The sequence below is a fragment of the Streptomyces acidiscabies genome, from assembly GCF_020010905.1.
Taxonomy (GTDB): Bacteria; Actinomycetota; Actinomycetes; order Streptomycetales; family Streptomycetaceae; genus Streptomyces; species Streptomyces acidiscabies.
The window spans coordinates 42,693-55,637 of record NZ_JAGJBY010000002.1; the positions used below are offsets into that span (position 1 = coordinate 42,693).

The window sequence follows — 12,945 nt, forward strand, 5'->3', positions numbered from 1 at the left end:
GGTTGTTGGTCATTTTTTCCGCCAACTTCTCGCACAACTCTCCCTCCCGTCTTGCTTTCACACCCCCCTCCTCCGGGGTAACCCCACCTGTGAGCTTTGGCTTCTTTCCGTCTCTGTAATCAGGTGAGTACTGCTCGGAGTGTTTTAGTGGCAGACTTCGGCCCCTGGAGACGGTTGGGGAGGCTTGGCGAACGTGAGCGCGGGAGAGCCCGGATCGGTGGTGCGACGCATGCTGCTCGGCTCGCAACTCAGGCGGCTGCGCGAGTCGCGCGGCATCACACGCGAGGCCGCGGGTTACTCGATCCGCGCCTCCGAGTCCAAGATCAGTCGGATGGAGCTGGGCCGGGTGAGCTTCAAGACGCGGGACGTAGAGGACCTGCTGACGCTGTACGGCATCACGGACGACACCGAGCGCGCGGCCCTCGTCGGCCTCGCCCGGGAGACCAACGTGGCCGGATGGTGGCACAGTTACTCCGACGTCCTGCCGTCCTGGTTCCCCACCTACGTCGGCCTCGAAGGCGCCGCCTCCCTCATCCGGTCGTACGAGGTGCAGTTCGTGCCCGGCCTCCTCCAGACCGAGGCGTACGCGCACGCGGTCGTCGCGCGCGGCATGCGGGGCGCCTCGATCGCCGACATCGACCGCCGCGTCGCGCTGCGCCTGGAGCGCCAGAAGTACCTCGTCGCCGAGAACCCGCCGGACGTCCACATCGTCCTGGACGAGGCCGGATTGCGCCGTCCCTACGGCGACCGCGAGGTGATGCGCGGCCAGCTCCAGCACCTCATCGACGTCTCCGAGCGGCCCAACGTCCGCCTCCAGGTGATGCCGTTCAGCTTCGGCGGCCACGCGGCCGAGTCCGGCGCGTTCAGCATCCTCAGCTTTCCCGAGTCCGACCTCTCGGACGTCGTGTACCTGGAGCAGCTCACCAGCGCGCTGTATCTCGACAAACGTGAGGACGTCGCGCAGTACGAGCAGGTTCTGCGTGAACTCCAGGACGACAGCCCGTCGCCCGCGGAGAGCCGCGACCTCCTGCGCGGTCTGCTGCAACTCTCGTAACTCGCCCGTCAGTTGAACCGTCAGGCAGCACCCTCCGTGCGATAGGGAAAACCCTATAAACACCGCGCGGATGCTTGCCTGTTGAACATCTGCCCCTACAACGGCCCCTATTCGTCAGTACGATGACGTGTGATCAGCTTGAACGGCTGTTCGGGAGACGGATCGCGGGGGTCCGCCTCCACTGCTTCGGCCTGCTCCGGCTGCTTCGGCACTGCTTCGGCGGCAAGGATTGAGGGATCACATGTCGTCCTCCGACTTCACCGACCTGGCACGGCAGTTCATCGATGGCGAATGGCGTTCCGGCACGGGTTCCTGGGACATCATCGACGTCAATCCGTACGACGGGGTCAAGCTCGCGTCGATCACCATCGCGACGATCGACGAGGTCGACCAGGCGTACCGGTCCGCGGAGCGGGCGCAGCGCGAGTGGGCCACGACCAACCCCTATGCCCGCCGTGACGTCTTCGAGCGGGTCCTTCGACTCGTGGAAGACCGCGAGCAGTTGATCACGGACTTCATCGTCGCCGAACTCGGCGGCACGCATCTCAAGGCGCGCTTCGAGATCGGGCTCGCGAAGGAATTCCTGCGTGAGGCCGCGCAGTTGACGCTTCGCCTCGAAGGGCGGCTGCTTCCCTCACCCATCGAGGGCAAGGAGAATCGCCTCTACCGGGAGCCGGTTGGGGTCGTCGGCGTCATCAGCCCCTTCAACTTCCCGTTCCTGCTGTCGATCAAGCCGGTCGCGTCGGCGCTGGCCCTGGGCAACGCGGTGGTGGTGAAGCCGCACCAGGAGACGCCGATCGTCGGCGGCACGCTGATCGCCAAGTTCTTCGAGGACGCGGGGCTGCCCGCCGGGCTGTTGAACGTCGTCCTGACGGACATCGCCGAGATCGGCGACGCGTTCATCGAGCACCCCGTCCCCAAGGTCATCTCCTTCACCGGGTCCGACAAGATCGGGCGGCACGTCGCGACGGTGTGTGCGGCTCAACTCAAGCGGACGGTCCTGGAGTTGGGCGGCAACAGCGCGCTGGTCGTCCTCGACGACGCGGACGTCGACTACGCGGTCGACGCGGCCGTCTTCAGCCGGTACGTCGATCAGGGCCAGGTCTGCATGGCCGCGAACCGGGTCCTCGTCGACCGTTCCGTGGCCGACGAGTTCACGGAGAAGTTCGTCGCGAAGGTCAAGACGCTCAAGACCGGCGACCCCAGCGACCCCCAGACCGTCATCGGGCCGGTCATCAACTCCCTTCAGGCGAACGCGGTCACGGCCGCGGTGGATCAGGCGGTCGCGGAGGGCGCCACGGTCCTGGTCCGGGGTGAGACCACCAACAACCTTGTGGAACCGTCGGTGTTGACGGACGTGCCGAGCCACTCGGCGCTCCTGCACAAGGAGATTTTCGGCCCCGTCGCGCTGCTTGTCCCCTTCGACGGGGAGGAGGAGGCGATCCGGATCGTCAACGACTCTCCGTACGGGTTGAGTGGCGCCGTCCATACGGCCGACGTCGAGCGTGGGGTGACCTTCGCGAAGCGGATCGATACGGGGATGTTCCACGTCAACGACGGGACGATCCATGACGAGCCGCTGATTCCGTTCGGGGGCGAGAAGCACTCCGGAATAGGCCGCCTGAACGGTGAACCGACGTTGGACGCCTTCACGACCCTGAAGTGGATCTCGGTCCAGCGGGGCCGGAGCAAGTTCCCCTTCTGACAGCTCAGTTGTCGCCTTCGGCGTCGTAGGTCACGGGGATCCGCTCGCCCCGGCTCTCGGCGATCCGCCGCAGGTCGGTCATGGACTCACGCATCCGCGCGATCAGGAACCTCAACTGGTCCTCGGTGACCTTGCGGTCGCTCAGCAGATCCTTGGCGTGCTCCAACAGGTCGCCGGCCATACCGAGTTGAGCGGCCTCGACACGATCGGCGAGCCGGGAGACGTAACCGCCCTCGCGGGTGGTCATCAGGTAGCAGGGCTGGTTGAGGTCGTTGGCCCAGGGGAGGAGGCGGCGGACGGGCTCTTCGGGGGTGGCGGACATGGGGGATCTCGCTTTCTGTGGCGAACTGGTCACACTGTGCGGGGTGGAGAGCTAGCCTCGCTAGTCAAAAGCGGGTGACCCGGCGTTTGTCACGAAGGGGGCGAAGGGGATGGGTCGTAACAGGTACGGGGTGTGGCTCAAGAAGCGGCGGGAGGAAGTGGGCCTCACGCAGCAGGAGTTGGCCGACAAGGTGCATGTGAGCCGGACGTACATCGCGCATATCGAGACGGGGCGGAGGGTGCCCTCGGAAGAGGACGCGCGACGACTGGACCAGGCACTGAGCGCGCACGGAGCACTGACCGACTTCCGGCCGCAGGATGAGGGTGAGGTCGAGGAGTACTTCGCGCCGGTCCTGGAACTCGAACGACAGGCGGTGCAGATCTGGGAGTACGCGGAGGGGTTCTTCCCCGGTCTCCTCCAGACGGAGCGGTACGCGCACGCGCTTTTCGGGAGGGCGTTCCCTCCGATCACCGAGGAGGAGCGTTACAAGCGCGTTGTCACCCGCCTCGACCGAGCGAAGATCCTCGGGAACCCCACGACCCCCGTACTCTGGGCGCTGCTGGACGAGGGCCTGCTGCGGCGACCCATGGCCCCCGTCGACATCATGGCCGAGCAGATTACGCACGTCGCTGATCTCGCGGAGAGTGAGCGCATCCGAGTCCACGTGCTCCCGTTCGGCGCGGGTTACAACCCGCTGATGGGCGGCGCACTCACGCTGATGTGGTTCCAGGATCAGCCGCCGATGGCCTACACCGAGGGCCACGCGATGGGCCGGACGCACGACTCCCCGGCGGTGGTCCAGCGTTACCAGCATCGCTACGATCTTGCCCTGAGTGATGCCCTGCCGCTCAAAGAGTCAGTGGCCATGCTCAGGGCAACTGCTAAGGAGCACGAACATCGTGACTGACCAGACCTGGCGAAAGTCGTCCTACAGCGGTGTCGAGAGCAACAGTTGCTTGGAAGTCCTCGACGACCACCCCTCGGGCGTCCCGGTCCGCGATTCCAAGTTGGCTGAAGGCCCAGCTCTGTTGGTGGGGCCGTCGGCCTGGACGTCGTTCATCGCGTCGGTGAAGGAACGCACGAGCCACGCCTGACCGCACCTGGCGCAAGTCAACCTACAGCGACAACAACGCCGGTTCCTGCCCCTGGAAGTCCTCGACGGTCACCCCACCTCCGTCCCGGTCCGCGCCCCCACCCTCCTCATCCCGGCCTCCGCCTGGACCCCCTTCATCGCAGCCGTCAGGACTTCCCCCCTCCACCCCTGACCGCACACGCCCCCGTCCCCCCGGGCAGCCGCCGCCGATTCCGCGCCACCCACCCGTACACAACCCGCGCACACCTCCGCACCCCCGGCAGCCGCACCACCGCCCCCACCACCTGCCACCCCACCGACGCGGACGACCCCACATACCTCCCCAACGCCTCAGCCCCACCGGCGAGAACCACACCCCCGCGCATCAACAACACCTCCCGGTTGAGCCGTTCAAGCTGCGCCGAGGTCAACTCCCCGTCCAGGAACTGCCAGGGCACAGCCTCAACCACCGGCGAGGCCATCCCCCGCATCCGATCAACGGCAACCTGACAGAACCCACAGTCCCCGTCGTACACAAGCACCGGCATCGACATATCCCCGCCTCCTCAAGCCGCATCGGTCTGGTGCGCGGTGAACGACACCTGCGTATCGTCATCGTCGAGCGCGATGTTCAGCGTCGCGTCCAATGCCTTCGCCAGCTTGGCGAGCAGCGGCAGAGTGGGGACCGTGTCGGACCCCTCGATGCGTGAGACCTTCGCCTGGCTGAGTCCCGACCGCTCGGCCAACTCGCTCTGTGTGAGCCCGAGTTCGGTGCGCCGGTCGTACACGGCCTTCGCGAGCGCCATGGACATCCGGATCTCGTGCCGCGCCTCGGCGATATCTTCGGCCTCGGTGAACCCTTCGGTGAGCTTGCGTTCCCGCAACGTCTTCCAACGGCTGTGGCTCATCGCTCGACCTCTCCTCTCTCGATGACGCGGACGAACTCCTCGTGCGCGGGTCCATGCTCCGCCTCGCAGATCTTCCGCGCGAGCTTGGCACGCTCGACCTCGGCTTCCTCCCGCATCCGCGTCTTGCGGAAGACGGTCAGCAGGACGGCGGTGCGGTCGGGGGTGAGCCAGTAAGTGATCCGTATCGCGGCGCCGTCGAGGGTGGGCCGCAACTCCCGGACCCCGTCGCCGAGATGACGCGCGTACGGCTCACCCAGAGCGGCGGCGTACTCGGCGAGCAGCCCCACGTATTCGTCGACCTTGAGGAAGTGCTTGGCGGGGAGAGCTTCCAGCCAGGCCCGCACTTCCGGTTCCAACTCGATGGCGAAGAGCGCATCCACATCGCCACGCTATATGTCGTCGACGACATATTCAAGGCGGCTGGGTCGAGGCCGATCGAGACGTTCTCCGCCTCCGCGACCGGCTGTAGCGCATGGCGGCCAGGATCTGACCTATATCCCCCCTACCTTCAGAGATGTCAGGCAGAACCGCCCCCGGCGAAAGGCACCCCCCATGGTCACCCACGTCCCCTCCGAAACCCCCGGCGACGAGGTCGGCGCCCTCCTCGCGTTCCTCGAAGAGCAGCGCGGCGGCATCCGTCGGTCCGTGCTCGGCCTCACCGCGGAGCAAGCCGCCTCGAAACCCAGCGCCAGCGACCTCTCCCTCTCCGGCATCGTCAAACACGTCGCCGAGGTCGAACAGTTCTGGGTCGCCCTGGCGAAGGCGGAGGCGCCGGCCGTGCAGCGGGACGCCTCGAACTGGCACGAGTGTTTCCAGCTCGTCGGCGACGAGACCGTCGAGGGACAGCTCGCGTACTGGGAGAAGGTCGCCGCCGATACCGAGGCGTTCGTCAGGGCAGCCGACAGCCTCGACCGAACCTTCGCGCTCCCGGACCAGCCCTGGTTCCCGCCGGAGGGCCGCGTCTCCCTGCGCTGGCTGCTGCTGCACCTCATCCGCGAGACGGCAAGGCACGCCGGCCACGCCGACGTCGTACGGGAATCCCTCGACGGCAAGACCGCCTTCGAGCTGGTCGCGCTCGCGGCGAAAAGCTGACCCCATAACCTGGACCCCATGTCAGCGATCCGCCTCCTCGTGCTGAACGCCGTCCGTCAGCACGGCCGGGCCCACGGCTACCAGGTCCGCAGCGACCTGGAGTACTGGGGCGCGCACGAGTGGTCCAACGCGAAGCCCGGCTCGATCTACCACGCCCTGAAACAGCTGGCGAAACAGGGCTACCTGCACGAGCACGAGATCGCCCCCTCGACGGTCGGCGGCCCCCCGCGTACGGAGTACGAGATCACGGCCGCCGGCAACGAGGAGTACCTCCGCCTCGTACGCGACGCGCTGACCGCGTACGACCAGAAGACGGACGTCAAATCCGCGGCCCTCGGCAGCATGGTCGACCTCCCGAGGGCCGAGGTCGTCGCGCTCCTGGGGGAGCGGATCCGGCGCATCGCCGGCTGGCGGACGTCCGTGACGGACTACTACATCCCCGAGGACGGCCCCGAACCGCTCGGCCACATCGGCGAGATCATGAACTTCTGGATCCACACGGCGGACGGCGAGGCCGAGTGGACGAGGGGCCTGATCGCGCGGATCGAGAAGGGCGCGTACGTGTTCGCGGGGGAGGGCGAGCCGTTCGTGGGCGTGCTGACGGAGGGGCAGGAGAACCCGTACGCGACGGGGGAGAGGCACCCCGGGGACGCGCGGTAGCCCGACAGGAGCGTACGGATCTCCCTCAGGGCGCCCTGGCTAATCAAGTTTGACCAATCCCCCCGACCCCGCTACCTTCAACCGGCATCGACTAGTCAACCTTGACTAACAAGGGAGCCCCCGTGACCGACCCGGCGATCACCGTCGACGGCGCACGCAAGTCCTACGGCCCGAAACCCGCCCTCGACGGCCTCGACCTCACCGTCCCGCGCGGCGAGGTCCACGCGGTCCTCGGCCCCAACGGCGCCGGCAAGACCACCCTCGTCCGCATCCTCGCCACCCTCCTGCGCCCCGACGCCGGCCGCGTCGAGGTCGCGGGCCATGACGTCGTACGCCACCCCCGCGAGGTCCGCCGCCGCATCGGCCTCCTCGGTCAACACGCCGCGCTGGACGAGGACTTGGACGGCCGCCAGAACCTGGAGATGTTCGCCCGCCTCCACCACCTCGGCGCCCACCGCGCCCGCGCCCGCGCCGCCGAACTCCTCACCCGCTTCGACCTCACGGACACCGGCCGCAAACCGGTCACCGCGTACAGCGGCGGCATGCGGCGCCGCCTCGACCTCGCCGCGTCCCTGATCACCGACCCGGAGGTCCTCTACCTCGACGAACCCACGACCGGCCTCGACCCCCGGGGCCGCGCGGAGGTGTGGGCGTCCGTCCGCGCACTCGCCGCCGCCGGTACGACGGTCCTCCTGACGACCCAGTACCTGGAGGAGGCCGACCAGCTCGCCGGCCGCATCTCGGTCGTCGACGCGGGCAGGGTGGTCGCGCAGGGTACGGCGGACTCCCTGAAGACGGCGACGGGAGGCGACCGCATCGACGTGGTCCTGCGCGACGCGGGCCAACTCGGCGAGGCGGTCGCTGTGTTGCGGCTGACCGGCGTCTCGGTCGACGCGGACCGCCGGCTGCTGAGCGCCCCGGTGACCGACCGGATGGCCGCGCTCGCCGGGGTCGTACGCGGTCTGTCGGACGCCGGGATCGAGGCGGAGGACATCGCGCTGCGGCGGCCGACGCTGGACGAGGTGTTTCTGCACATCACGGGGGATGCGCGGGGGGTGAGCGGCGGGGGAGCGCCGCCGCCGAGCCCGACGTCCACCCTTGACGGCACGGAGGTCGCCGCATGATCTACGCCCTCACCGACTCCTGGACCATGACCCGCCGCGAACTCTCCCACTGGGCCCGCCAGCCCGGCCGGATCGTCGCCGGGCTCCTCTTCCCCGTGATGCTGCTCCTGATGTTCGGCTACCTCATGGGCGGCGGACGCGGGGTGCGTGGCGACTACCTCGACTACCTCCTCCCCGGCATGCTCGCCCTGACCATGGTGTTCGGCCTGGAGAACACGATGGTCGCGGTGACGCGGGACCTCGACAAGGGCGTCATCGACCGCTTCCGCTCGCTGCCGATGGCGGACGGCGCGGTCCTGGTGGGCAGGGCCTGTGCGGACATGCTCAGCTCGACGATCGGCGCACTGGCCCTGATGACCATGGGCCTGGCGCTGGGCTGGCGCCCCGACACAACGCCCTGGTCCTTCCTGGCGGCCCTGTCCCTCCTGCTACTCCTCCGCTTCGCGATGCTGTGGATAGGCATCCACCTGGCCCTGATCGCAGGCAAACCGGAAATGATCCAGACGGTCCAGATCCTGGTCTGGCCAATAGGTTTCCTCTCCAACGCGCTGGCCACCCCGGAGGCGATGCCGGGCTGGTTGGGCACAGCGGTGGCCTGGAACCCGCTATCCCAAACAGCAACGGCGGTAAGGCACTTGTACGGAACCCCAGGAGCGGAGGCCCCCCCACATGTGGACGGCGGTGGCATGGCCACTGGGCTTGCTGGCGGTGTTCTTCCCCCTGGCGGTGAGGAGGTTCGGCCGCATGAGGTAGGCGGGGTTGTGCTTTCCGGCGGCGCGAGGGACAGCCGCCACTCTCTTCGCCGACGGCTGGCCAGCACCTCCATGGACGCGAGGGAGATCCGCTGACTTTCCCCCGACGACTGGGTCGCGCCCGCAGAGACGCAGAGCGTGCCCGCTGACTCTTCCTCGAGAGCTGAGCTGCGCCCTCAGGGACGCAGGCGTGGCCCGCTGACTTTCCTCCGACGACTGGGTCGCGCCCGCAGAGACGCAGAGCGTGCCCGCTGACTCTTCCTCGAGAGCTGAGCTGCGCCCTCAGGGACGCAGGCGTGGCCCGCTGACTTTTCCCCGACGGCTGAGCCGCGTCCTCAGGGGTGCGAGGGTGGTTCGCCACTTCTCACCGACGGCTGGGCAGCGTTCTCGGGGGACACGGGAGCGATCCGCCGCTTTCTCCACCGACGGCCACCCAAGTCCCTTAGGGGCGCGGGGAACTGCGCGACAAGCCACGACGGCGCCGCACCCACCACACAACCTTTCGCCGCACCCCCCTCAGTGATGAAACCCAGTCGCCGCCCCCTTGTCCCGCGTCAGCGGCTGCGGCTGCCGCCGCAACTCCGGCACCAACTGACTCAAGTCCTCGAAGAACAACTCCGCCAGATCCTGGGAGAACCCGTTCCGGCAGACAACCCGCAGCACCGACAAGTCCTCCCGGTTGGCCGGAAACGTATACGCCGGCACCAGCCACCCCTTCTCCCGCAGCCGCCGGGACACGTCGAAGACGTCGTACGACGTGACGTGCTCGGCGGTCGTGAAGGCGAACACCGGCAGCTCGTCCCCGCGCGTGAGAAGCCGGAAATCCCCCAACGACTCGATCTTCCCGGCGAGGCCCAGCGCAACGTCCCGCGTGGACTGCTGAACCGCCCGATACCCATCCCTCCCGAGCCGCAGGAACGAGTAGTACTGGGCGACAACCTGCGCCCCGGGACGGGAGAAGTTCAGCGCGAACGTAGGCATGTCACCCCCCAGATAGTTCACCCGGAACACCAGCTCCTCCGGCAGCGCCTCCTTGTCCCGCCACAACGCCCACCCCACCCCGGGATACACCAGCCCGTACTTGTGCCCGGACGTATTGATGGACGCCACCCGAGGCAACCGGAAGTCCCACACCAACTCCTCGTCGAGGAACGGCGCGACCATCCCACCCGACGCCCCGTCCACATGCACCGGCACATCGATCCCGGTCTTCTCCTGCAACGAGTCCAGCGCAGCGCACAGCTCGGCGATCGGCTCGTAGGACCCGTCGAACGTGGACCCCAGAATCCCCACGACCCCGATCGTGTTCTCGTCGCACAACTCCGCAGCGGCCTCCGGATCAAGATGGAACCGGTCCCCCTCCATGGGCACCTGCCGAGCCTCCACCTCCCAGAAATTGCAGAACTTCTCCCAGCAGACCTGGACGTTCACCCCCATGACGAGGTTGGGCCGGGCGGAACCGGGATACCGGTCGGCGTTCCGCGCGGCCCACCGCCGCTTGAGGGCCATCCCGGCGAGCATGCACGCCTCACTGGACCCGGTCGTCGAACACCCCACCGCCGCGGAGGGATCCGGCGCGTTCCACAGATCCGCCAGCATCGCCACACACCGCCGCTCCAGCTCGGCGGTCCGCGGATACTCGTCCTTGTCGATCATGTTCTTGTCACTGCACTCGGCCATCAGCACACCGGCCTGAGGCTCCATCCACGTCGTGACGAACGTGGCGAGATTCAGCCGCGAGTTCCCGTCGAGCATCAGCTCGTCATGCACCAGCTGATAAGCGGTCGACGGCGGCATCGGCCCCTCCGCGAGCCGATGCTTCGGCGGCGCCTCGCTCATCCCGCCCACCGGATCGGCCTCCCCGAAGAACGGGTTCACCGACAACGCCCGCTCCTCGTGCTTCCTCGGCCCCTCATGCAACGCCATGTCCGCCTCCCACCAGCCCGTCTGCCCAATGAACGTTCGTCACGATTGCCCAGTTCCCGAAATCCACACTTGCACCTGACGCAACGTGAGGCCCCACAGTGAAACGCGACCGAGAACGAACAGGAGCCCGACGTGACGTACTCCGTAGGACAGGTGGCCGAGTTCGCGGGCATCACTGTCCGCACCCTCCACCACTACGACGCGATCGGCCTTCTCCCCCCGACCGACCGCACCTCGACGGGCCACCGCCGCTACACGGAATCCGACCTCGACCGCCTCCAGCGCCTGCTCTTCTACCGAGAGCTCGGCTTCCCCCTGGAGGAGATCGCCACGCTCCTGGACGACCCCGAAACCGACCCCGCGCAGCACCTGCGCCGCCAGCGAGATCTCCTCGCCGCGCGCATCACCCGGCTCCAAAAAATGGCCGAAGCCGTTCAACAAGCCCTGGAGGCACGCACCATGGGAATCAACCTCACCCCTCAAGAACGCTTCGAGGTCTTCGGCGACAAGGACCCCGACCAGTACGCCGACGAGGCCGCCGAACGCTGGGGAGGCACCGACACGTACGCGGAGAGCATGCGCCGCACGGCCACGTACACGAAGGACGACTGGCAGCGCCTGAAGGCCGAGATGGACACCTGGGAGTCCCGCTACACGACCCTGGTCGCGGCGGGCACGCCCCCGGAGAGCGACGAGGCGGTGTCCCTCGCGGAGGAACACCGCCTGCACATCACTCGGTGGTACTTCGACTGCCCGTACGAGCTGCACACGTGCTTCGCGGACATGTACGTCTCGGACGAGCGCTTCAAGGTGTACTACGACGGGATGGGGGAGGGCCTGGCGGAACACCTGAGGGCCGCGATCAGGGAGAACGCGAACCGACACGTGTCCTAGGCCCTGCCCTCACTCCCGCGCCAGCACCACCGCCGTCCCGTACGCGCACACCTCCGTCCCGACGTCCGCCGCCTCCGTCACGTCGAAGCGGAACGCCAGCACCGCGTTCGCCCCGCGCGCGCGTGCCTGCTCGATCAGCCGTTGCATCGCCTCGTTGCGGGTCTCCACGAGCGTTTTCGTCAGACCTTTCAGCTCACCGCCGATCAGCGACTTCAGGCCCGCCCCGATCTGGCTGCCGATGTGCCGGGAGCGGACCGTGAGGCCGAACACCTCCCCGATCACCTGATCCACCCGATATCCGGGCACATCGTTCGTGGTCACGACCAGTACGTCCGGCTGGGGCCCCTGCCCGCCGCCGTAGTCCTCGATACTCATGTCCACAGCTTTGCCCCAGCGCGCGCACAGTGCATCCTGGGTACCCGCCTGGAACCTGGCCCGGGGCGGCTGCGTTGATACGTTTGGGAGCGCAGTCCCGTCATCAGCCCCCGCCAGCTTCGTACCCTCACAGCAGGAGCCACATCCCCGTGATCACGCTCGCTCTCGGCCCCGAGTGGCTCAGCCCGGACTATCTGATCGAGACGTTCGCCCTGCCGGGCATTCTGCTGATCGTCTTCGCGGAGTCGGGCCTGTTCGCCTTCCTCCCGGGCGACTCCCTGCTGTTCACGGCGGGCCTCTTCGTGGCCCAGGGGAAGTACATCGACCAGCCCCTGTGGCTGGTCTGCACGCTGATCGTGGCGGCGGCGATCATCGGTGACCAGGTCGGTTACATGATCGGCAAGTTCCTCGGCCCGAAACTCTTCAGCCGCCCGAACTCCAAGCTCTTCAAGAAGGAGAACCTGGACAAGGCGCACGAGTTCATGGAGAAGTACGGTCCGAAGGCGATCGTCCTGGCCCGCTTCGTGCCGATCGTCCGCACGTTCGCGCCGATCGTCGCAGGCGCCGGTCGTATGAAGTACCGCACGTTCCTGTCGTACAACATCATCGGCGGCGTCGCCTGGGGCACGGGCGTGACCCTGGCCGGCTACTGGCTGGGCCAGATCGAGTTCATCCGCAAGAACGTCGAGTCGATCCTGATCCTGATCGTGCTCCTGTCGGTCGTCCCGATCATCATCGAGTTCCTGCGCGAGCGCTCGAAGAAGAAGCGCGCGGCGGCCCAGCAGCCCACCACCCCGCAGCCGCAGTTCCAGGCCCCCCAGCAGCACATGGACGACGCGACGACCCAACTGCGCCGCATCCCGCAGCCGGACGCCCAACAGCAGCCGTACGACAACGGAAACGCCAACGGCCAGTACTACGGCGGCCAGCAGCAGCAACAGCAGCAGTACGGCGGCGGCTACTACGACAACAACCAGCAGCAGTACCCGTACGGCCAGCAGCCCCAGCAACCGAACCAGCAGGGCTACTCGCAGAACGGCTACCCGCAGAACTGACCGGGC

General features: G+C 67.5%; 15 protein-coding genes and 1 pseudogene. 10 read left to right on the forward strand and 6 right to left on the reverse strand.

Features of this window, described 5'->3' with window-relative positions:
- The first annotated feature begins 217 nt into the window (after nt 1–217).
- Both J8M50_RS27135 and J8M50_RS27140 read left to right on the forward strand, forming a co-directional pair.
- Nucleotides 218–1,054, forward strand: coding sequence for a Sco1979 family transcriptional regulator (locus J8M50_RS27135; protein WP_492012140.1), 837 nt, complete (start codon nt 218–220; stop codon nt 1,052–1,054).
- A gap of 241 nt (nt 1,055–1,295) precedes the next feature.
- Nucleotides 1,296–2,759 carry an aldehyde dehydrogenase family protein gene (locus tag J8M50_RS27140; RefSeq protein ID WP_010351421.1) on the forward strand — a complete coding sequence of 488 codons (1,464 nt, stop codon included), beginning with the start codon at nt 1,296–1,298 and terminating at the stop codon, nt 2,757–2,759.
- Between the two features lie 4 nt (nt 2,760–2,763).
- Here the strand turns inward: J8M50_RS27140 and J8M50_RS27145 are convergent, their stop codons facing one another.
- A complete protein-coding gene (locus tag J8M50_RS27145; protein WP_010351422.1) occupies nt 2,764–3,081 on the reverse strand; it encodes a hypothetical protein in 318 nt (105 codons plus the stop codon).
- Between the two features lie 109 nt (nt 3,082–3,190).
- On the opposite strand from J8M50_RS27145, the gene J8M50_RS27150 reads away from it, so the two are divergent.
- The gene (locus tag J8M50_RS27150) at nt 3,191–3,988 is read left to right on the forward strand and encodes a helix-turn-helix domain-containing protein (RefSeq protein WP_010351423.1); all 798 of its coding nucleotides are present in this window, start codon (nt 3,191–3,193) and stop codon (nt 3,986–3,988) included.
- On the forward strand, nt 3,981–4,175 hold the full coding sequence (locus J8M50_RS27155) for a DUF397 domain-containing protein (protein WP_010351424.1): 195 nt from the start codon (nt 3,981–3,983) through the stop codon (nt 4,173–4,175). Before J8M50_RS27150 ends, J8M50_RS27155 begins: the two co-directional genes overlap by 8 nt.
- A 145-nt stretch (nt 4,176–4,320) precedes the next feature.
- On the opposite strand, the gene J8M50_RS27165 is transcribed toward J8M50_RS27155, so the two are convergent.
- The 3 genes from J8M50_RS27165 to J8M50_RS27175 are packed head-to-tail and all read right to left on the reverse strand — an operon-like array spanning nt 4,321 to nt 5,441.
- Nucleotides 4,321–4,707, reverse strand: coding sequence for a thiol-disulfide oxidoreductase DCC family protein (locus J8M50_RS27165; RefSeq protein ID WP_010351425.1), 387 nt, complete (start codon nt 4,705–4,707; stop codon nt 4,321–4,323).
- 12 nt (nt 4,708–4,719) lie between these two features.
- Nucleotides 4,720–5,061 carry a helix-turn-helix transcriptional regulator gene (locus J8M50_RS27170; RefSeq protein ID WP_010351426.1) on the reverse strand — a complete coding sequence of 114 codons (342 nt, stop codon included), beginning with the start codon at nt 5,059–5,061 and terminating at the stop codon, nt 4,720–4,722.
- Nucleotides 5,058–5,441, reverse strand: a complete 384-nt coding sequence (locus J8M50_RS27175; protein ID WP_010351427.1) for a type II toxin-antitoxin system RelE/ParE family toxin — start codon at nt 5,439–5,441, stop codon at nt 5,058–5,060. The genes J8M50_RS27170 and J8M50_RS27175 overlap by 4 nt, the downstream gene beginning before the upstream one ends.
- A gap of 172 nt (nt 5,442–5,613) precedes the next feature.
- On the opposite strand from J8M50_RS27175, the gene J8M50_RS27180 reads away from it, so the two are divergent.
- The 4 genes and pseudogenes from J8M50_RS27180 (at nt 5,614) to J8M50_RS27195 (ending at nt 8,690) form a co-directional block, all read left to right on the forward strand.
- Nucleotides 5,614–6,153, forward strand: coding sequence for a DinB family protein (locus tag J8M50_RS27180; RefSeq protein ID WP_010351428.1), 540 nt, complete (start codon nt 5,614–5,616; stop codon nt 6,151–6,153).
- Between the two features lie 18 nt (nt 6,154–6,171).
- Complete coding sequence (locus tag J8M50_RS27185) at nt 6,172–6,813, forward strand: PadR family transcriptional regulator (RefSeq protein ID WP_010351429.1); 642 nt, start codon at nt 6,172–6,174, stop codon at nt 6,811–6,813.
- A 122-nt stretch (nt 6,814–6,935) separates the two neighbouring features.
- On the forward strand, nt 6,936–7,937 hold the full coding sequence (locus J8M50_RS27190; RefSeq protein WP_010351430.1) for a daunorubicin resistance protein DrrA family ABC transporter ATP-binding protein: 1,002 nt from the start codon (nt 6,936–6,938) through the stop codon (nt 7,935–7,937).
- A pseudogene (locus tag J8M50_RS27195) lies at nt 7,934–8,690 on the forward strand (ABC transporter permease). Before J8M50_RS27190 ends, J8M50_RS27195 begins: the two are co-directional and overlap by 4 nt.
- A 515-nt stretch (nt 8,691–9,205) precedes the next feature.
- On the opposite strand, the gene gad reads toward J8M50_RS27195, so the two are convergent.
- Complete coding sequence (gene gad, locus J8M50_RS27200) at nt 9,206–10,615, reverse strand: glutamate decarboxylase (protein WP_010351433.1); 1,410 nt, start codon at nt 10,613–10,615, stop codon at nt 9,206–9,208.
- A 132-nt stretch (nt 10,616–10,747) separates the two neighbouring features.
- On the opposite strand from gad, the gene J8M50_RS27205 reads away from it, so the two are divergent.
- On the forward strand, nt 10,748–11,509 hold the full coding sequence (locus tag J8M50_RS27205) for a MerR family transcriptional regulator (RefSeq protein WP_010351434.1): 762 nt from the start codon (nt 10,748–10,750) through the stop codon (nt 11,507–11,509).
- A 9-nt stretch (nt 11,510–11,518) separates the two neighbouring features.
- On the opposite strand, the gene J8M50_RS27210 is transcribed toward J8M50_RS27205, so the two are convergent.
- Nucleotides 11,519–11,884: a YbjQ family protein gene (locus J8M50_RS27210; RefSeq protein WP_010351435.1), complete on the reverse strand. Its 366-nt coding sequence runs from the start codon at nt 11,882–11,884 to the stop codon at nt 11,519–11,521.
- Between the two features lie 149 nt (nt 11,885–12,033).
- On the opposite strand from J8M50_RS27210, the gene J8M50_RS27215 reads away from it, so the two are divergent.
- The gene (locus J8M50_RS27215) at nt 12,034–12,939 is read left to right on the forward strand and encodes a DedA family protein (protein WP_010351436.1); all 906 of its coding nucleotides are present in this window, start codon (nt 12,034–12,036) and stop codon (nt 12,937–12,939) included.
- Nucleotides 12,940–12,945 lie beyond the last annotated feature (6 nt).

Coding starts and splice junctions, on each gene's coding strand:
- J8M50_RS27140 (WP_010351421.1), top strand. CDS start 1,296: ATGTCGTCCTCCGACTTCACCGACCTGGCACGGCAGTTCATCGATGGC.
- J8M50_RS27145 (WP_010351422.1), bottom strand. CDS start 3,081: ATGTCCGCCACCCCCGAAGAGCCCGTCCGCCGCCTCCTCCCCTGGGCC.
- J8M50_RS27150 (WP_010351423.1), top strand. CDS start 3,191: ATGGGTCGTAACAGGTACGGGGTGTGGCTCAAGAAGCGGCGGGAGGAA.
- J8M50_RS27165 (WP_010351425.1), bottom strand. CDS start 4,707: ATGTCGATGCCGGTGCTTGTGTACGACGGGGACTGTGGGTTCTGTCAG.
- J8M50_RS27170 (WP_010351426.1), bottom strand. CDS start 5,061: ATGAGCCACAGCCGTTGGAAGACGTTGCGGGAACGCAAGCTCACCGAA.
- J8M50_RS27180 (WP_010351428.1), top strand. CDS start 5,614: ATGGTCACCCACGTCCCCTCCGAAACCCCCGGCGACGAGGTCGGCGCC.
- J8M50_RS27185 (WP_010351429.1), top strand. CDS start 6,172: ATGTCAGCGATCCGCCTCCTCGTGCTGAACGCCGTCCGTCAGCACGGC.
- gad (WP_010351433.1), bottom strand. CDS start 10,615: ATGGCGTTGCATGAGGGGCCGAGGAAGCACGAGGAGCGGGCGTTGTCG.
- J8M50_RS27210 (WP_010351435.1), bottom strand. CDS start 11,884: ATGAGTATCGAGGACTACGGCGGCGGGCAGGGGCCCCAGCCGGACGTA.